Here is an 18,376-nt window from a genome sequence, read left to right as displayed (position 1 = left end):
AAGGCAATCTGGCGCGGGTGATGTCAACTTGCCGGAAGTGTCACTTCCCTATCAGTCTGCCGCAAAGCCGCGCCGCCGGCCCTGGCGGCATATCGGAAGGGTATGGATGGGATGGTAAAGGTCACGCTCGACCTGTCGCGGCTGCTGGAGGACGGCCAGATCACGCGGCAGGAGCACGACCGGCTGGCCCGCCTCGGCCGGCGCGACACCGGCTCGCTGCTGGTCAACGCCCTGATCGGCTTTGGCGTGCTGGCGGTGAGCGGCGGCGTGCTGGCCCTGCTGCCCAGCATCCTGACCGCGGTGCCGCTGGGGCTGGCGATGCTGGCCTGCGGCGCGTGGCTGGTGCTGTCCGGCCGCCGCCGCTGGGCCGTCCTGGCGACCATCCTGGTGCTGGTCGCGGCCCTGTTGCTGGGCGCCAGCATCCTGGTGCTAAGCGGCGGGCAACTGTCGCTGGACGGCACGGCGGAGGAGGTGCCGCTGCTGGATTCGCGCATTGCGTTTCTGCTGGTGGCGGCGCTGTTCGCGGGCTGCGCCGTGCTGGCCGGCAGCGGCCTGCTGGTGGCGCTGGCGGTGCTGCTGCTGGGCGGCATGCTGGGCAGCGGCACAGCCTATGGCCACGCCTTCTATGCCCTGGGGACGGAAGAACCGCTGCTCACCGTGCTGGCGTTCTCGGGCTTCGCGGCGGCGGCGCACGGGCTGGCCGAGCGGCTGCGCGCGGCGGGGGCGCGGCTGGCCGACATCGCGGCGCGCACGGCGCTGCTGCTGGTCAACCTGGGCTTCTGGGTCGGTTCGCTCTGGGGCGACAACGCGGCGTGGCTGCTCCGGCTGCTGTGGCGGCCAGTGCCGGCGGATGCCTTCAGCATCGCCTGGGCGCTGGCGCTGCTCGGCGCGGCGATCTGGGCCGGGCGCAGCAACCGGCGCTGGCTGCTCAACCTCGCCTGCGTGTTCGGCGGCATTCATTTCTACACCCAGTGGTTCGAACGGCTGGGTGCCACGCCGCTCAGCCTGCTGGGCGGCGGCGTGCTGATGCTGATCTTCGCCGTCGGGTTGTGGCGCCTCAACGAACGCTGGATGGTGGAAGACGCGGCGGCGCCTCACTCCACCGCGTCGTCGTAGCGGTCGAGCACGGCGCGGGCGGCCGCATGGCCGGCGAAGCGCTGCTTCAGCCGGGCCAGTGCCGCGTCGGTGCCTTCGCAGTTCGCCCGCAGCCCGCGCTGGATCTCGCGGATGCGGGCGGGATTCTCGGCGTCCTCGCCGCGGAAGTGGTCGCAGCGGTCGCGGCGGGCAACGAACTCCGCCACCTCGTGCGGCAGTTCCGCCGCCAGGGCCGGTGGAGCCACCAGCAGCAGGACCAGCATCAGGCCGCGCGTGGTCATTCGTCCGGTCCTCGGTACAAGATGGTCAGCCGCCAGCCGTCGCGCCCACGCTCGAACACCAGGTCGTCCACGCGCACCTGGCCCGGCACGGCGTTGCGCGGGTCGATGCGCGGTTGCGGCGTGTCGCGGATGCGGTCCAGCACGCTGCGCCCGGTGGCCGGGTCATCCACCCGCCGCAGCAGGCGGCGAAAGGCGGTCGGCAGGCTGCTGGCGGAAAGCGGCAGCACGGGTTCGTCGTCCAGCTCGCCATGGCTGGCCACCGGCAGCCGGCTCATCCGCGTGACCGCCGCCATGTCACCGGCCAGCACGGCCCGGCGGAAGTCTTGCCAGAATGCCTGCAACCCGGCGTTTTCAGGGGCAGCCCGACCGGCGGTCGGGGATGTGGCCAGCGCCAGCGCGGCGGCGGCCAGGACCCTGCGGCCGCCGCGTGGCGGGGCCGGCCTCAAAGATTCTTTTCCAGCAGCTGGGTCAGTGCCCCGGTGCGTGGCTGCGCGTCGTCCACCTTGGCGAAGGGGCGCCAGTTGATGTCCAGCACGCCGTCGCGGAACGCCAAGCCGTTGGGGTCGTTGGACGCCGGCTCCGCGAAGCCCGCCGCCGCCAGTGCGAGGGTCGTCGCCACTGCGAGGACGGAACGCCGGGCGATCATGAACCAACCTTTCGAAGAGGCGGGCCGTGGCGCCGCCGGCAGTGAGGCCGTGGATGCTGCCGCATTGACGACGTGGGGCAAGCCACCCCAGCGCGATTTTGCTGAAACGTGATGATCGCACCGCGCGAAAACGCCGGGCCGCCATGCCGCCGTGCCGGGTTCTCGCGCAGCCTTGATCCGCTGCTGGTCCGACGGCGGCGTTGCTGCACGGGTGGCCCTGGCCACCCGCACCCCTTGTTTGGAGCCAGCACCATGAACCCGACCGGCAACACCATCCTGATCACCGGCGGCGGCTCCGGTATCGGCGCGGCCCTGGCGCAGCGCTTCCACGATGCGGGCAACACCGTGATCGTCGCCGGACGGCGGCTGGCGGCGCTGGAGGACACCGTCGCCGGACGCGCCAACATGCACGCGATCGAACTGGACGTGGACAGCGCCGGGGGGGTGGCCGACTTCGCCCGGCGCCTGTTGGCCGAGCACCCGGCGGTCAACGTGCTGGTCAACAACGCCGGCATCATGCGCTTCGAGACGCTGGACCAGGCGCGGGACCTGTCGGATGCGGAGCAGACCATCGCCACCAACCTGCTCGGCCCCATCCGGCTGATCGACGGGCTGGTCGGGCATCTGTCCTCGCAGCCGGGTGCGGCGATCGTCAACGTCACTTCCGGCCTTGCCTTCGTGCCACTGGTGGCGACGCCCACCTACAACGCCACCAAAGCGGCCATGCATTCCTACACGGTGTCGCTGCGCGCCGCGCTGCGGGGACGGGTGGAGGTGATCGAGCTGGCGCCGCCGGCGGTGCAGACCGGTCTCACCCCCGGCCAGGAAAGCCGCCCCGGCTACCAGCCGCTGGATGCCTTCGCGGATGAGGTGATGGCGCTGTTCGCGCGGCAACCCACGCCGGCCGAGATCCTGGTGGAACGCGTGCGCGGCCTGCGCTTCGCCGAGGCGGAAGGGCGGTTCGACGCCACCATGGCCCAGCTCAACGACTTTGCCGCCAAGGCGCGCGGGGGCTGAGGGTCGGATTGCCGGGCGGGCGGTGCTACAACCCGGCTTCCCGAAGGAAGCACCGCCCTTGATCGAACAATACGGCTGGTCCGACGCGCTGCGGCAGGCCTTCGCGCCGCATGCCGGGGCCGGACTTGTGCCCGGGCGGATCATTGTGCACCGCCGCGAGCTGCCCCTGGTCGTGACCGAGGGCGGCACGCTGACCGCCCGCCTGTCGGGCCGGCTGCGCCACGAGGCGCGCGAGGCCGGCCACCCGGCGGCCGGCGACTGGGTGGCGCTGTCCGCCAATCCGGGCGAGGCCAAGGCCGTGATCCAGGCGGTGCTGCCGCGCCGCACCGCCTTTGTGCGCCGGGCGGCGGACAGCCTGCAGACGGTGCAGGTGATCGCCGCCAACGTGGACGTGGTGTTCGTGGTCAGCTCCCTGAACGCCGACCTCAACCCGCGGCGGCTGGAACGCTTTCTGGCCGCCGCCTGGCAAAGCGGCGCGCAGCCGGTGGTGGTGCTGACCAAGGCGGACCTGGGCGACCGGGTGGCGGAGCAGGCGGCGGCCGTGGCCGCCGTGGCGGCCGGCTGCCCGGTGTTGCCGGTGTCGTCACGCGAGGGCCTGGGACTGGGTGAGCTGAGGCGGCTCATCCGGCCGGGCGAGACCGCCGTGCTGATCGGCTCCTCCGGCGTCGGCAAGTCGACCCTGGTGAACACGCTGCTCGGCGAGGAACGCATGGCCACCCAGGGCATCCGGGAAGCGGATGGGCGCGGCAAGCACACCACCAGCTTCCGCGAACTGGTGCTGCTGCCGGGCGGCGGCATGATCCTGGACACGCCAGGCATTCGCGAGGTGGGTCTGGTGGAAGCCGACGAGGGCCTCGGCACCGTGTTCGACGACATCGAGCAGCTTTCGGCGCAGTGCCGCTTTCGCGACTGCCGGCACCAGGGCGAGCCGGGCTGCGCCGTGCAGGCGGCGCTGGAGGACGGGCGGCTGGACCCCGCGCGCTGGGCGCATTTCCGCAAGCTGAGCGAGGAACTCGCGGTGTCCACGCAAAGCAAGGACCGCGTGGCGCAGGACGCCGCCGGGCGCCGCCAGGCACGCATGCAGCGCGCTTATCTCAGCGGCAAGCGCGACCTCAAGCAGCCCTGACGGGTCGGCTATTCCGGGTAGCCCCCCGGGTCGCCCTGCCCAGCAAACCATTGTCTCAGCGCCTCGTCGAACACCGGCTCGCCGGACTTCAAGGCGGCGAACAGCGACATGCAGGAGCGGAACTTCATATCGTCCGGGCTGCCCAGCACATCCCGGATGGTGCGCCCGCGCACGGCGTTGACCAGCCCGGTGCATTCCACCAGCCGCGGCCCCAGCACCGGGTGCGCCAAGTAGGCCCGCGCCTCCGACAGCGAATGCAGGGCGTAGCGCCGCGCCATGTCGCTGTGCCCGAGGCCGGCGATCTGCGGAAACACGAACCACATCCAGTGCGAGCGTTTCTGCCCCGCCCGCAACTCGCGCCGCACATCTTCGATCACCGGCGCCTGGGCCGCCACGAACCGCTGCGCATCGAACATCTGTGTCGTCCTCCAACGGCTCCGCCCGGGATGAAACGGGGCGCCGCGCCGGTCGTTGCCGCGCGGCCGCTTGCCCCAGGGCGCCTGTCGGGCGCTTGATGCCGGTTATCCGACACCAGACCCGGAACACCCCCGCCTTGCTCCGAATCCTGCTGATCGCCCTGCTGGCCGCGCCGGGCGCGATGGCCGCCGAGGCTCCCGCCGCCGAACGGCTGCTGACGCTGGCCCCGCGCGGCGCCGATCCCGGCACGCAATGCACCGCGGACGCCACTTGGTGCGTGCAGCTAGGCGAGCCGGCGGGCGACAGTCCGCCGCCCGTGCTTCGCCCTGGCAGCCAGGCCCGGGCGGCCCGGGCGCCGGACGACACCTTCGCCATCTGGCCGGCGCTGGTGACGCTGCGCGACGGCGGCTTCCTGGCGGGGGTCGAGGTGCGAAGCAGCACCGGCTATTCCGGCGGCGGTGGCAGCGCCACGGAGCTGCAGTTGTTCCACCTGTCGCCGCGGGGGGAAGCAGATGCGAAGCCGGTGTTGACCGTGCCGATCGCCGGGTCGCTGATGATCCGTGCCTGCTTCAGCGAACGCGACATGCGGCGGCGCCGTGGCGCCTGCCACGACGAATACGGGTTCTCGGCCACACTGACGCTGGCCCCCGGCGGCACGGCGGCGCGGCCGGGGCTGGTGTACGCCACAAAGGCGTGGGCTTACCCGCGCGGTGCCTCGCGCATGCAGGACTCCAACGAGATGCCGCCGCTGCGGCAGGCCGACTTGGTGCGCCGGCGCGACACGACCTGCAGCTTCACCCGCCGCATGGTGTTCAGCGCTGCGGCCGGCGAATACCGGCCGGACCGGCCGCTGCCGGACTGCTCCGACTACACCGTGCCGTGACGCCCGCCCTGCCGCTCGCTCAATCGGCCCGCGCGCCGGTCAGCCGCACGGCATCCTGCCACATCGGCCGCTCCCGGCGGCCGCGCTCGGCGGCCTGTTCCGGCGTGGACCACAGCAGGCGCGTGCCGGCCTGCTGGGCGCGCTTCTGCACCGCTTCATTCTCCGTCACCTGACGCAGGGCGGCGTTCAGCTTGTCCAGGATCGGGCGCGGCGTGCCGGCGGGCGCCACCATCGCGGCCCAGGAGGTGACCACGAAGTCCGGCACGCCGGCCTCCGCCATGGTGGGGATGTCCGGCAGGCTGGGCCAGCGCGTCGCGTCCGTCACCGCGAAGGCGCGCATCCGGCCTTCCTGGATCAGCGGGATGTAGGAGGCGAGGTTGTCGATCGCGCAGGTCAGGTCGCCGGACAGCATGGCGGGAATGATCTGCGCCGCGCCGCGAAACGGCACGTGCTCGGCGCTCAGCTTCTGGCGCTGCGTGTACAGCGCGCCGGACAGGTGCGCCGTAGTGCCGACGCCCGGGCTGCCATAGGTGATGCCGCGCGGCCGCGCGCCCGCCCAGGCATTGAACTCCGCCAGCGTCGTCGCCGGACAATGCTGGGTGCTGGCGATCATGACATTGGGCAGCTCGTAGGTCAGCGCCACGGGCACGAAGTCGCGGTCGATGTCCCACGGCATGCGGGAATACAGAAACTGGTTGATGCAGAACTGGCCGATCGTCGCCATGCCCAGCGTGTAGCCATCGGGCGTGGATTTGGCGATGGCGTCCATGCCGATGTTGCCGCCGGCACCAGGGCGGTTTTCCACCACCAAGTTCTGCCCGATGTGCTGTTGCAGCTGCTCCGCATAAATGCGCGTCATCACGTCCGTGGAGCCGGCGGGCGGAAAGGGCACGACCACCCGCACCGGGCGGTCGGGCCAGCCGCCGCCCTGGGCGGCGGCGGGGCGGATGAAGGGCAGGGCGAGTGCTGCCCCGAACAGGGGCCGGCGCGCGATCATGGATATTCCCTCGGCTTTTTTGTTGCGCAGAGCCTAGGGCGCGGGGGCCATCCCCGCCAAGGCCCTCAGTGCCGCAGCCCCGCCAGGGCCTCCATGCGGCGCGTCACGGCGGCGAGGCGCGGGCCGATCTCGTGCAGGATGCGCTCGCGTCCCAGCATGAAGGCGGGCGCGCCGCTGTTGACCGCGACGGTCCCGCCGCCGTTGGGCAGCGCGAAGGCGGCGCCGGCGGCATGCACCGTGCGGTTCCAGTCGCCGACCGACACGGTGAAGCCCAGCGCCGCGTGCATCTCCACCGCTTCGCGCAGTCCGGCGCGGATCTCTGGCCAGCGGTCCGGCTCGGCCTCCGCCAGGCGGGCGTCCAGCGCCGCGCGCTCGGCCTCCCCCGCCACGGCATAGTGGGCGCGCCCCATGGCGGTCAGGCCCAGCGGCACGCGCGAGCCAATGCCAAGTTGCAGCGCCACGGCGGTGCGGGGCGAGAAGTGCTCGATGTAGAGCATGGACAGCCCCTCGCGGCTGCCCAGCGAGACGGAGGTGCCGGTTTCCTCGGCCAGCAGGCGCATCAGCGGCGCCGCCACCTGGCGGATGGACAGGTTGGCCAGCGCCAGCTGCCCCAGCGGCACCAGCCCGAGCCCGAGCTGGTACTTGGCGAAGCGGGGCAGGTAGCTGAGGTGGCCCAGTTCGGTCAGCGTGTGGGTCAGGCGTGACACGGTGGCCTTGGGCAGGCCTGTGCGCGCCGCCAACTCCTGGTTGCCCAGCACGCTGTCCTCCGCCGTGAAGGCGCGCAGCACGGCCATGGCGCGCGCCACCACCTGGATGAACTGGCGATCCCCGGACTCATCCGCGGCTTCCGGCGGTGGGGCCGCGCGCTTGCGCATGGGGGAATTCCTTTCGGCGTGGGGCTGCAGGCAGTGCTTGACCAGCCGCCCGGCGGGCGGATACGCCTTGCAGTAATCGGCAGAACTAAATTCCACGATGCGGAATTACAAGTGAAAAGCCGGAGAGGAAACGCTATGACGCAAGCCCGGCCCGTCGGCCTGCTGGTGGAGGATGCTGTCGCGGTGATCCGCATCGGCAGCCCGCCGGTGAATGCCCTGAGCGCCGCTGTGCGTTCCGGCCTGCTGGATGCCCTGGCGGCTGCGACGGCGGACCCGGCGGTGCGGGCCGTTGTGCTGGCGGCCGAGGGCCGCACCTTTATCGCCGGCGCCGACATCGGCGAGTTCGGCAAGCCCCCGGTGCCGCCCACCCTGTCGGACGTCGTGGACGCCTTTGAACGCTCTGCCAAGCCGGTGGTGGCCGCGATCGACGGTGCCGCGCTGGGCGGCGGGCTGGAACTGGCGCTGGCCTGCCACGGCCGCGTGGCCGGGCCCAAGGCGCGGCTGGGATTGCCGGAGGTGAAGCTGGGGCTGGTGCCGGGCGCGGGGGGCACGCAGCGCCTGCCGCGTCTGATCGGCGCAGCCGTGGCCCTGCCGTTGATCGCGCAGGGCACCACCCTCGGCCCGGCGGACGCGCTGCGCCTGGGGATGGTGGACGAGGTGACGGGGGACGATGCGCTGCCCGCCGCGCGCCGGCGCGCCCTGGCCCTGGCCGCGCCGCCCCCGCGCAGCCGCGACCGGGACGGGCTGGGATCCCACGAGGATTTCGAGGCCGCGGCCACCGCCCTCGGCAAGCAGGCGGCCGGCAACCCCGCCGTGCAGGGCTGCATCGATTGCGTCGCCGCGGCCTTCAGCAAACCGTTCGACGAAGCCCTGGCATTCGAACGGCAGACCTTTCGGCGGCTGATGGAGGATGCGCGCTCCAAGGCCTTGCGCCACGTGTTCTTTGCCGAGCGCGCGGCGGCGCAGGTTCCGGGTCTGCCCGCCGGCACCGCCGCCCGGCCGGTGGCCAGCGCGGCGGTGGTCGGGGCCGGCACCATGGGTGGGGGCATCGCCATGGTGTTCAGCAACGCCGGCATTCCCGTGACAGTGATCGAAACCTCGCAGGAGGCGCTGGACCGGGGGCTGGAACGCGTGCGGGCGAATTACGACACTTCTGTCCGGCGCGGCAGCCTGTCGGCGGAGGAACGCGACCGGCGCCTGGCCCGCATCCAGGGCCAGATTGGCCTGGACGCCGCCGTCGAAGCCGACGTGGTGGTGGAAGCCGCCTTCGAAGAACTGGGCCTGAAGCGCGAGATCTTCGGCACGCTGGACCGCGTGGCCAAGCCCGGCGCGCTGCTGGCCAGCAACACGTCTTACCTCGACATCGACAGCATGGCGGCGGCCACCGCGCGCCCGGGCGACGTGCTGGGCATGCACTTCTTCTCGCCTGCCAACGTCATGAAGCTTCTGGAAGTGGTGCGCGGCGCGCAGACCACGCCGGAAGCGCTGGCCACGGCGGTGGAGCTGGGGCGGCGGCTGGGCAAGCAGCCGGTGGTGGTGGGCGCCTGCCACGGCTTCGTCGGCAACCGGATGCTGGCCCGCCGCACCGCGCAGGCCGAGCGCCTGTTGCTGGAAGGCGCGGCGCCGGAGGAAGTGGATGCCGCGCTGGTCGAGTTCGGCTTCCGCATGGGGCAGTTTGCCATGATCGACCTCGCGGGGCTCGACATCGGCTGGCGTGTGCGGAAAGCCACCGGCAAGAAGGCGCCCGTCGCCGACGCGCTGTGCGAGGCCGGGCGCATTGGCCAGAAGGTCGGACGCGGCTACTACCGCTATTCCGACGGGGCGCGGCAGGGAGAGCCGGACCCGGAGGTGCACACGCTGATCGAGTGCATCGCGGGCGAGCAGGGCATTGCGCGGCGCGCGATCGGCCGGCAGGAGATCATCGAGCGGCTGATCTTCCCGATGATCGACGAGGGCGCACGCATCCTGGAGGAAGGCATCGCCGCGCGGCCGGGCGACATCGACGTGGTCTGGCTGCACGGCTACGGCTGGCCTGCTTGGCGCGGTGGCCCGATGTATCATGCGGGCGTGCTGGGTGCGGCCAGCGTCGCGCGGGCGCTGGAAGGCCATGCGGCGCGCTCGGGCGACAGCACGCTGCGCCCGTCCGACGCGCTGTCGCGCATGGCGGCAGCATGAGAGTGCCGCACCCGTGGGAGGGTGCCTATCCCGCGGCGTGCCGCTGGGATGCGCCGCTGCGCATCAGCACGCTGCCGGAGATGTTCGCGCGGCTGGTGCGGAACGGCGGCGCGCGCCCGGCGCTGCGCTATCGGGACCAGCGGCTGAGCTACACCGATCTCGGCACCCTGGTGGCCCGGGCGGCCGGTGCCTTCCGCGCCCTGGGGGTCGAAAAGGGGCAGGCCGTGGCGCTGTTCCTGCCCAACACGCCGTGGCACCCGGTGTGCTTCTTCGCGCTCACTGGCCTTGGCGCGCGGGTGGTGCACCTGTCCGCCCTGGATGCGCGGCGCGAGCTGGCGCACAAGCTGGCGGACAGCGGCGCCCGGCTGGTGGTGACCACCGACCTGCCCACCCTGCTGCCGCAGGCCGAGTGGCTGTGGGAAACCGGCGCTGCCGCGCGCGTGCTGGTGGGCGAGGACAGCCGCTGGGGCGGCGAGCCCGCCACCCTTCCGCCGGGGCTGGAACCGCTGTCGCCGCTGCTGGACGCTGCCACGCCCGTGCCGGACTGGCCCGAGGCCGCGCCGGGCGACGTGGCGCTGTTGCAATACACCGGCGGCACCACCGGCCTGCCCAAGGGGGCCATGCTGACGCATGGCAACCTGACAGCCGCCGTCAGCATCTATCAGCACTGGGACGACGGCGAGCGCATGGTACCGGGCGAGCAGCGCGTGATGGGCGTGCTGCCGCTGTTCCATATCTACGCGCTGACCACCGTGCTGCTGCGGCACCTGGCCGATGGCAACGAGGTGATCCTGCATCCGCGCTTCGATGCCGGCGCGGTGCTGCGCGACATCGCGCAGCACCGCGTGACGCTGATGACCGGCGTGCCGACCATGTGGATCGCGCTGCTGAACCACCCAGACGCGGCGCGGACGGATTTTTCCGCCCTGCACGCCTGCGTTTCCGGCGGCGCGCCGCTGCCCCACGAGGTGGGACAGAAGGTGGAGCGGCTGTTCGGCCAGCGGCTGCGCATCGGCTGGGGCATGACCGAGACCTCGCCGGCCGGCACGCGCGTGCCGGTGGGCGTGACCTCCCGCCCCGGCGTGATCGGCGTGCCCTTGCCGGGGATCGAGATGCGCATTGTTGCCATGGACGACCCCGGCCGCGCCCTGCCGCCGGGCGAGGCGGGGGAGATCGCCATCCGTGGCCCCAACGTCTTCGCCGGCTACTGGAACAAGCCGGCGGACACGGCGGCGGCCTTCCGCGACGGCTGGTTCCTGACCGGCGACCTCGGGCGTCTCGATGCCGACGGGCTGTTCTCGCTGCTGGACCGGCGCAAGAACATGATCATCTCCGGCGGCTTCAATGTCTATCCCGCCGCCGTGGAGAGCGCGCTCTACGAGCACCCGGACATCGTGGAGGCCATCGTCATCGGCATCCCCGACGCATACCGCGGCCAGTCCGCCAAGGCCTTCGTCACGCTGCGCCCCGGTGCGGCGGAGCTGACGCTGGAGGCACTGAAGGCCTTCCTGCACGACCGCTTGGGCCGGCATGAGATGCCCGCCGCGCTGGAGATCCGCGACAGCCTGCCGCGCTCGCCCGCCGGCAAGCTGCTGGCCAGCACCCTCATCGCCGAAGAGCGCGACCGCGCGCAGGAGCCGCAAGCATGACCGATGCCGTGATCGTTGCCACCGCCCGCACGCCGATCGGCCGCGCCTATCGCGGCAGCCTGAACGCCACGCACGGCGCCGACCTCGCCGCGCATGCCATCGGCGCCGCCATCTCGCGCGCGGGGGTGGAGCATGACGCGGTGGAGGAGGTGATCCTCGGCTGCGGCTATCCGGAGGGGGCCACGGGCGGCAACATCGCTCGCCACGCCGCGCTGCGCGCCGGGCTACCGGTCTCCTCCGCCGCGCTGACGGTCAGCCGCTTCTGTGCTTCGGGGCTGGAGGCGATCGCCGCCGCCGCCAAGCGCATCATCGTCGACAAGGTGCTGGTGGCCGTGGCGGGCGGCGTGGAATCGATCAGCCTGGTGCAGCCGCACGTCAATCGGAACCACTACCGCAACGCCTGGCTGGAAGCGCAGCAACCGCACATCTACGACACCATGATCGACACCGCCGACCTGGTGGCCGAGCGCTACGGCATTTCTCGCGCGGCGCAGGATGCTTTCTCGCTGGAAAGCCAGCGCCGCACCGCGCGCGCGCAGCAGGCCGGGCACTTCGACGAGGAGATCGTGCCCATCGCCACGATGCGCGAGGTGGCCGACAAGGACGGTAGCAACGCGCGGCAGGAGGCGGTGACGCTGGCCAAGGACGAGGGCAACCGCCCCGACACCTCCGCCGAGGGGCTCGCCAAGCTAAAGCCGGTGCGCGAAGGCCGCTTCATCACCGCCGGCAATGCCAGCCAGCTTTCGGACGGCGCCAGCGCCAGCGTGCTGATGTCGGCGGCGGAAGCCGCGCGGCGCGGCCTCGCGCCGCTGGGCATCTTCCGCGGGTTGGCCGTCGCCGGTTGCGCGCCGGAGGAGATGGGCATCGCGCCGGTCTTCGCCGTGCCGCGCCTACTGGCGCGGCACGGGCTCACGGTGGACGACATCGACCTGTGGGAGCTGAACGAGGCCTTCGCCTCGCAGGCGCTGTATTGCCGCGACACGCTGGGGCTGGACCCGGACAAGGTGAACGTCAACGGCGGCGCCATTTCCATCGGCCATCCCTTCGGCATGAGCGGCGCGCGCATGGTGGGCCACGCGCTGCTGGAGGGCCGGCGGCGCCGCGCGCGATACGCCGTGGTGACCATGTGCGTCGCCGGCGGCCAGGGCGCTGCCGGGTTGATCGAGCTGGCATAAGGAAGACCGAGCATGGACCCGCGCTTCACGCCCGAGGAGATCGCCTTTCGCGACGAACTCCGCCGCTTCTTCCGCGCCGAGATTCCGGCCGCGATCCGCCGCAAGGTTGGCGAGGGCCGGCACCTGTCGCGGGAGGATATCGTCACCTCGCAGCGCATCCTGCACGCGCATGGCCTGGCCACGCCCAACTGGCCGGTGGAATGGGGTGGCAAGGACTGGACACCGGTGCAGCGCTACATCTTCACGGAGGAGCTGCAGCGCGCCGCCGTGCCGCTGCCGCTGCAGTTCAACGTCTACATGGTCGGCCCCGTCATCGCCGCCTTCGGGTCGGAGGAGCAGAAGCGGCGCTTCCTGCCGGCCACCGCCAACCTGGACATCTGGTGGTGCCAGGGCTTCTCCGAGCCCGGCGCGGGCTCCGACCTCGCCTCCCTGCGCACCAAGGCGGAGAAGCGGGACGGCAAGTACATCGTGTCCGGTCAGAAGGCCTGGACGACGCTCGGCCAGCACGCCGACTGGATCTTCTGCCTGGTGCGAACCGACCGCGAGGCCAAGAAGCAGCGCGGCATCTCCTTCCTGTTGATCGACATGAAGTCCCCCGGCATCACCGTGCGCCCCGTGCTGACCATCGACGGCGCGCATGAGGTCAACGAGGTGTTCTTCGACGACGTCGAGGTGCCGGCTGAGAACCTGGTGGGCGAGGAGAACAAGGGCTGGGACTACGCTAAGTTCCTGCTGGCCAACGAGCGCACCGGCATTGCCCGCATCGGCATGAGCAAACAGCGCATCGCCCGCGCCAAGCGACTGGCGCGCGACACGGCGGAGGGGGAGGGCACGCTGTGGGACGACCCTGCCTTCCGCCGCCGCGTCGCCGCCATCGAGGTGGAGCTGAAGGCGCTGGAGATCACACAGATGCGCGTGGTCGCGGCGCAGCGCACGCGGGATGCCGACAAGCCCGACCCGGCTTCCTCCATCCTGAAGATCAAGGGCTCCGAGTTGCAGCAGGCCACCACGGAGCTTCTGCTCGACATCGCCGGCCCCTATGCCCAGGCGGCGCCGGAGCACGATGACGGGCGCAACGAGCCGCCAGACGGCGTGGATGCCGTAGCGCCGCTCTACTTCAACGCGCGCAAGGTCTCGATCTACGGTGGCTCCAACGAGATCCAGCGCAACATCATCGCCAAGGCCTTTCTCGGTCTCTGAAGGGAACCACGCGTGGACTTCAACCTCACCGAGGAACAACGGCTCCTCAAGGACAGCATCGACCGCTTCATGGCCGATCGCTACGGCGATTTCGAGAAGCGCAAGGCGTACCAGTCCGGCGCCCGGGGCTACAGCGCCGCGCTGTGGTCGGGCCTGGCGGAACTCGGCGTGCTGGCGCTGCCTTTCGCGGAGGATGATGGCGGCATCGGCGGCGGCGCGGTGGAAACCATGATCGTCATGGAGGCGATGGGGCGGGCCCTGGCGGTGGAGCCTTACATGGCCAGCGTCGTGCTCGGGGGCGGCTTCCTGCGGCTCGGCGGCAGCGATGCCCTGCGGGCGGCGCTGGTGCCGCAGGTGGCCGAGGGCTCACTGACGCTGGCCTTCGCGCAGCTGGAGCCGCGCTCGCGTTTCGACCTGCACGACGTATCCACCACCGCGCGCGCGGATGGCGATGGCTTCCGGCTGGACGGCCGCAAGGTCGCCGTTCTGCATGGCGACAGCGCGGGCAAGCTGGTGGTCAGCGCACGCACCGCCGGCGCGCGGCGCGACCGGGACGGCATCACGCTGTTTCTGGTCGATGCCGCCGCGCCCGGCCTGTCCCGCCGGGGCATGCCGACGCAGGACGGGCTGCGCAGCGCCGAGATCGACTTCCATGACGTTCCGGCCGAGGCGGTCCTGGGCGAGATCGGGCAGGGCCTGCCGCTGATGCAGCACGTGACCGATGTGGCCATCGCGGCGCTTTGCGCCGAGGCCGTCGGCACGCTGGAGGAGCTGCAAAGGAACACGGTGGAATACCTCAAGGCGCGCCAGCAGTTCGGCGTCGCCATCGGCTCCTTCCAGGCCTTGCAGCACCGCGCGGCGGATATGCTGGTGGCGGTGGAGCAGGCGCGCTCCATGGCGCTCTACGCCGCCATGATGACGGAGGAGCCGGACCCCACGCGGCGGCGCGCGGCCATCTCCGCGGCCAAGGTGCAGATCAACAACTCGGCCCGCACGGTGGGGCAGGAGGCGGTGCAGCTCCAGGGCGGGATCGCCATGACCTGGGAATACAAGGCAGGCCATTACTTCAAGCGTCTCGCGATGATCGAGAAGAGCTTCGGCGACACCGACCATCACCTCGCCATTGTCAGCGCGGCCGACAACATCGTCGAAGCCGAGTAGCCACCCGCACCCGGAACACCGGGGCGGCCACAGGGAAGGAACGAGATCATGCCACAGGCAACCAGGCGCGCCGTGCTGGGCGCCGCCGCCGGCACGCTGCTGGCGCGGCCGGGGCTGGCGCAGGAGCGCTTTCCGGCCAAGCCGGTCCGTGTGTTCGTGCCCTTCGCGCCCGGTGGCACCACGGACGTGCAGATGCGCGCGCTGTGCGATGCCGCGTCCCGCCGCTTCGGCCAGCCGGTGGTGGTGGAGAACCGCTCGGGCGCCGGCGGCATCCTGGGCGCGCAGGCGCTGATCGGCACCCGGCCGGATGGCTACACCCTGGCGCAGATGCCCGTTTCGGTGTTCCGCTACCCGCAGATGGTGGCCAAGCCGCCCTTCGACCCGACCAGGGACTTCTCCTGGGTCCTGCAGCTCACCGGCTACCTGTTCGGCGTGGTGGTGCGGGCCGATGCGCCGTGGCACAGCTTTTCCGAGTTGCTCGACTACGCCAAGGCCAATCCGGGCAAGGTCAATTACGGCTCGCCGGGTACCGGCACTTCGTTGCACATCACCATGGAGCAGATCGCGCTGTCGCGCGGCATCGAATGGACGCATGTGCCGTTCCGCGGCGTGGCAGAGGATTTGCAGGCCCTGCTGGCCGGGCAGATCACCGTGTCGGCGGATGCCAGCGGCTGGGCGGAACTGGTCAAGGACGGCCGCCTGCGATTGCTGTGCACCTGGGGGGCCGAGCGCGCCCGTCGCTTTCCCGATGCGCCGACGTTGCGCGAGCAGGGCATCGACGTTGTGTCGGAATCGCCCTACGGCCTGGCCGGCCCCGCCGGCATGGACCCCGCCGTCATTCGCGTGCTGCAGGACGGCTTTCGCGATGCGATGAACGACCCGGTGCATCTTGCCGTGCTGGAACGGCTGGACATGTCGGTGGCCTACCTGAACAGCGAGGACTACGCCCGCGCGGCGCAGCAGCAGTTCCGCGACGATGGCGAGATGATCCGCCGCCTGGGCCTCAAGGCCGGCTGACCGGGGGGGGCGATTTGCGCGCCCTGTCGATGCGCCATTAAATCCGTGCCGCGGACCCGCCCGAAGCGCGGGCCGCGGGAGGGACACCACATGACCACACGCCGCATCCTGCTCGGTACCGGCCTCGCGATGCTCGCGCATCCGGCCGCCCGGGCGCAGGACTTCCCCGTGCGCGCCGTCACGGTCGTCACGCCGTTCGGCGCGGGCGGGCTGACCGACCTCAGCACCCGCGTGATCGTGGAACGGATGAGCCAGGACCTCGGGCAACCGGTGGTGGTGGAAAACCGCACGGGCGGCGCCACCTCCATCGCGTCCCAGGCGGTGACGGCGGCGCGGCCCGATGGCTACACCCTGCTGATGGGCGCATCGTCGCTCGCCATCAACCCGGCGCTGCAGCCGGAGCTGCCGCCGCAAAAGCCCCTGGAAGCGCTGGTCCCGGTCGGCCTCGCCTATCGCAGCGCCTTTGTGCTGCAGGTGCATCCCTCGCTGCCGGTGCGCGACCTCGCGGATTTCATCGCCTATGCCAAGGCGCGGCCGGGGCAGGTGAACTTCGGCAGTTCCGGCACCGGGGCGGTGAACCACCTCTGCATGGAGATGCTGTCGCGCCAGGCCGGCCTCCAGGTAGTGCACGTGCCGTATCGCGGCGGCGCGCAGGCGCTGATCGACCTGCAGGCGGGGCGGTTGCACGCGATGTTCTCGGCGGTGCTGGAAGCCCAGCCGCCGATCAGCGAGGGGCGGACGCGTGGCTTGGCCATCTCGTCGCGTGAGCGCTCGGCCGTGCTGCCGGAGATCCCGCCCGTGGCCGACACCTTGCCGGGCTTCGAAGCGCTGTTCTGGCAGGGGCTGTTCGCCCCCGCAGGCACGCCGGACGCGGTGGTAGGGCGGCTCGGCCGGGCGCTGACCGTCGCCACGGATGACGCGGGGCTGCGCCGCCGGCTGGCGGAGCGCGGCGTGACCGTGCAGACCGGCGACGCGGCGGTGTTGCGCGACACGCTGCTGGCCGACACGGCGCTGTGGGGCAAGGTGATCCGCGACGGCAACATCAAGCCGGACTGACCGGCGCCGCGCCTTCCCCTGGTTGCCGCGTGGAACGCGCGGTAACCTCTGGCCGGTCCCGCCGTTAATGGCTTGACCTCCCCTGTGGGAGGCCGCCGGCCCGGGCGCCGCGTGCCCGGTTGCCATCCACAGAACAAGGCCAGCCCTGATGCGCCGACGTGGATACCTGGCCGTGGGGGTTGCGGCGGTGGTGCTTGTGGGGGTCGGTGGCTTTGCCGCCTATGCCTGGCACCCGGCCATCGCGCCCGTCCCGCCGCCCGCGGCTTCCAGCTTTGACGCGGCGCTGGTGCGCGAAGGCGCGACGCTGGCCGCCATCGGCAATTGCAACGTCTGCCATTCGGCGCCGGGCGGCAAGATCTTCGCCGGCGGGCTGGCCATGCCGACGCCCTTCGGCACCGTGTATTCCAGCAACATCACGCCGGACCCCGACACCGGCATTGGCCGCTGGAGCGAGGCCGCCTTTGCCCGGTCCATGCGCCAGGGGCTCGACCGGGAAGGGCGCCACCTGTACCCCGCCTTTCCCTACGACCACTTCACCCGCACCACGGACCAGGACAACCGCGCGCTCTACGCCTTTCTGATGACGCGCGAGCCGGTGACGGCCACCCCGCCGCCCAATGAGCTGCCGTTCCCCCTCAACCAGCGCTGGGTGCTGGCGGGCTGGAAGCTGCTGTTCTTCCGGGAAGGCGGCAAGCCGGTGCCGGCCGCCGCCGTGGCGCCGGATGCGGGCGGCGACGCGGCGGCGCTGCAGGCGCGCGGCGAATACCTGGCGGAAGGGCTGGGCCATTGCGGCGCCTGCCACACGCCGCGCAACGCCCTGGGCGCCGAGCGCGGCGACGCCCACTTCGCCGGCGGCGAGGCCGAGGGCTGGCAGGCCTATGCGCTGAACGTGGATTCGCCCGCCGCCGTGCCCTGGACCGAGCAGTCCATGACCACCTACCTGCAACAGGGCTGGCACGCGCAGCACGGCATCGCGCGTGGCTCCATGGCACCCGTGGTGGGCAACCTCGCTTCGGTGCCGGAAGCGGATGTGCGGGCCATCGCGCACTACGTCGTGGGGCGCATGGGCGCGCCCTCTGCCGAAAGGCAGGACCAAGCGGCGAAAGCGCTGGACCGGGCGCGGCCCGCCGGCCCGGGCTCGCGCCCCACGGCCGGGGACAGCCAGGCGGTGCCGCCTGGCCAGGGCGCGGCGGCTGAGGGGCGCGCCATCTACGCCGCCGCCTGCGCCGGCTGCCATGAGGCCGGGCGGCCGCTCCCCTTTGGCGGGCTGCACCTGGCGCTGAGCACGGGCATCACCGGCCCGACACCGGGCAACCTCCTGAACGTGGTGCTGGACGGGCTGCCGGCCTCGGCCGGCGAGCGGGCGCCGATCATGCCGGGCTTCCGTGGCACGCTGGATGACCGCCAGCTCGCGATGCTGGCGCAATACCTGCGCGCCGACTTCGGCGGCGGCCGCCCGGCCTGGGACAACGTGGCGGCAGCGGTGGGGGCGGCGCGGAGCCGCGACCACGGCCCTTCGGCCCGCCCCACCGTGACCACGCGCGACGCGCCGGCCGACCCGGCGCGGCCATGACAACCCCGCCACGTGTCCCGGGCCGCGCGGCCC

The 18,376-nt window shown here is 71.8% G+C and carries 18 protein-coding genes; 12 read left to right on the top strand and 6 right to left on the bottom strand.

Annotated elements, in window-relative coordinates:
* The first annotated feature begins 111 nt into the window (after nucleotides 1–111).
* A complete protein-coding gene (locus IAI59_RS21265; protein WP_207415274.1) occupies nucleotides 112–1,116 on the top strand; it encodes a hypothetical protein in 1,005 nt (334 codons plus the stop codon).
* On the opposite strand, the gene IAI59_RS21260 is transcribed toward IAI59_RS21265, so the two are convergent.
* The 3 genes from IAI59_RS21260 to IAI59_RS21250 all read right to left on the bottom strand — a co-directional run bounded on the left by IAI59_RS21260 (nucleotide 1,095) and on the right by IAI59_RS21250 (nucleotide 2,022).
* Complete coding sequence (locus IAI59_RS21260) at nucleotides 1,095–1,376, bottom strand: hypothetical protein (protein WP_207415275.1); 282 nt, start codon at nucleotides 1,374–1,376, stop codon at nucleotides 1,095–1,097. The two genes, IAI59_RS21265 and IAI59_RS21260, sit on opposite strands and share 22 nt — an antisense overlap.
* On the bottom strand, nucleotides 1,373–1,717 hold the full coding sequence (locus IAI59_RS21255) for a hypothetical protein (RefSeq protein ID WP_207415276.1): 345 nt from the start codon (nucleotides 1,715–1,717) through the stop codon (nucleotides 1,373–1,375). Before IAI59_RS21255 ends, IAI59_RS21260 begins: the two co-directional genes overlap by 4 nt.
* A gap of 101 nt (nucleotides 1,718–1,818) precedes the next feature.
* The gene (locus IAI59_RS21250; protein ID WP_207415277.1) at nucleotides 1,819–2,022 is read right to left on the bottom strand and encodes a hypothetical protein; all 204 of its coding nucleotides are present in this window, start codon (nucleotides 2,020–2,022) and stop codon (nucleotides 1,819–1,821) included.
* A 252-nt stretch (nucleotides 2,023–2,274) separates the two neighbouring features.
* On the opposite strand from IAI59_RS21250, the gene IAI59_RS21245 reads away from it, so the two are divergent.
* Nucleotides 2,275–3,039: an SDR family oxidoreductase gene (locus IAI59_RS21245; RefSeq protein ID WP_207415278.1), complete on the top strand. Its 765-nt coding sequence runs from the start codon at nucleotides 2,275–2,277 to the stop codon at nucleotides 3,037–3,039.
* 58 nt (nucleotides 3,040–3,097) lie between these two features.
* The gene (rsgA, locus tag IAI59_RS21240; RefSeq protein WP_207415279.1) at nucleotides 3,098–4,165 is read left to right on the top strand and encodes a ribosome small subunit-dependent GTPase A; all 1,068 of its coding nucleotides are present in this window, start codon (nucleotides 3,098–3,100) and stop codon (nucleotides 4,163–4,165) included.
* 8 nt (nucleotides 4,166–4,173) lie between these two features.
* Here the strand turns inward: rsgA and IAI59_RS21235 are convergent, their stop codons facing one another.
* Nucleotides 4,174–4,581 (bottom strand): DUF1810 domain-containing protein, encoded by a 408-nt coding sequence (locus tag IAI59_RS21235; RefSeq protein WP_207415280.1) that lies wholly within the window; start codon nucleotides 4,579–4,581, stop codon nucleotides 4,174–4,176.
* Nucleotides 4,582–4,718: 137 nt separating this feature from the next.
* Between IAI59_RS21235 and IAI59_RS21230 the strand changes: the two genes are divergently transcribed.
* Nucleotides 4,719–5,465 (top strand): hypothetical protein, encoded by a 747-nt coding sequence (locus IAI59_RS21230; protein WP_207415281.1) that lies wholly within the window; start codon nucleotides 4,719–4,721, stop codon nucleotides 5,463–5,465.
* A gap of 19 nt (nucleotides 5,466–5,484) precedes the next feature.
* Here IAI59_RS21230 and IAI59_RS21225 read toward each other — a convergent pair whose 3' ends face one another.
* Entirely contained in the window at nucleotides 5,485–6,462 is a 978-nt protein-coding gene (locus tag IAI59_RS21225; RefSeq protein ID WP_207415282.1) for a Bug family tripartite tricarboxylate transporter substrate binding protein, read from the bottom strand.
* A gap of 65 nt (nucleotides 6,463–6,527) precedes the next feature.
* The gene (locus IAI59_RS21220) at nucleotides 6,528–7,337 is read right to left on the bottom strand and encodes an IclR family transcriptional regulator (RefSeq protein ID WP_207415283.1); all 810 of its coding nucleotides are present in this window, start codon (nucleotides 7,335–7,337) and stop codon (nucleotides 6,528–6,530) included.
* 135 nt (nucleotides 7,338–7,472) lie between these two features.
* On the opposite strand from IAI59_RS21220, the gene IAI59_RS21215 reads away from it, so the two are divergent.
* The 8 genes from IAI59_RS21215 (at nucleotide 7,473) to IAI59_RS21180 (ending at nucleotide 18,343) form a co-directional block, all read left to right on the top strand.
* Nucleotides 7,473–9,512: a 3-hydroxyacyl-CoA dehydrogenase NAD-binding domain-containing protein gene (locus IAI59_RS21215; protein ID WP_207415284.1), complete on the top strand. Its 2,040-nt coding sequence runs from the start codon at nucleotides 7,473–7,475 to the stop codon at nucleotides 9,510–9,512.
* Nucleotides 9,509–11,161, top strand: a complete 1,653-nt coding sequence (locus tag IAI59_RS21210; RefSeq protein ID WP_207415285.1) for an AMP-binding protein — start codon at nucleotides 9,509–9,511, stop codon at nucleotides 11,159–11,161. The genes IAI59_RS21215 and IAI59_RS21210 overlap by 4 nt, the downstream gene beginning before the upstream one ends.
* The gene (locus IAI59_RS21205; RefSeq protein ID WP_207415286.1) at nucleotides 11,158–12,336 is read left to right on the top strand and encodes an acetyl-CoA C-acyltransferase; all 1,179 of its coding nucleotides are present in this window, start codon (nucleotides 11,158–11,160) and stop codon (nucleotides 12,334–12,336) included. Before IAI59_RS21210 ends, IAI59_RS21205 begins: the two co-directional genes overlap by 4 nt.
* 12 nt (nucleotides 12,337–12,348) lie before the next feature.
* On the top strand, nucleotides 12,349–13,536 hold the full coding sequence (locus IAI59_RS21200) for an acyl-CoA dehydrogenase family protein (protein ID WP_207415287.1): 1,188 nt from the start codon (nucleotides 12,349–12,351) through the stop codon (nucleotides 13,534–13,536).
* 12 nt (nucleotides 13,537–13,548) lie between these two features.
* On the top strand, nucleotides 13,549–14,697 hold the full coding sequence (locus IAI59_RS21195; protein ID WP_207415288.1) for an acyl-CoA dehydrogenase family protein: 1,149 nt from the start codon (nucleotides 13,549–13,551) through the stop codon (nucleotides 14,695–14,697).
* Nucleotides 14,698–14,745: 48 nt separating this feature from the next.
* The gene (locus IAI59_RS21190) at nucleotides 14,746–15,714 is read left to right on the top strand and encodes a Bug family tripartite tricarboxylate transporter substrate binding protein (protein WP_207443958.1); all 969 of its coding nucleotides are present in this window, start codon (nucleotides 14,746–14,748) and stop codon (nucleotides 15,712–15,714) included.
* Nucleotides 15,715–15,804: 90 nt separating this feature from the next.
* A complete protein-coding gene (locus IAI59_RS21185; RefSeq protein ID WP_207415289.1) occupies nucleotides 15,805–16,770 on the top strand; it encodes a Bug family tripartite tricarboxylate transporter substrate binding protein in 966 nt (321 codons plus the stop codon).
* A gap of 148 nt (nucleotides 16,771–16,918) precedes the next feature.
* The gene (locus IAI59_RS21180) at nucleotides 16,919–18,343 is read left to right on the top strand and encodes a cytochrome c (protein WP_207415290.1); all 1,425 of its coding nucleotides are present in this window, start codon (nucleotides 16,919–16,921) and stop codon (nucleotides 18,341–18,343) included.
* Nucleotides 18,344–18,376: the final 33 nt, after the last annotated feature.

Origin of the sequence: Roseomonas haemaphysalidis (assembly GCF_017355405.1) — a bacterium.
In the GTDB taxonomy this organism is placed as follows: domain Bacteria; phylum Pseudomonadota; class Alphaproteobacteria; order Acetobacterales; family Acetobacteraceae; genus Pseudoroseomonas; species Pseudoroseomonas haemaphysalidis.
Note: the sequence above shows the minus strand (reverse complement) of the source record. Positions and strands in the feature narration are given on the sequence as shown.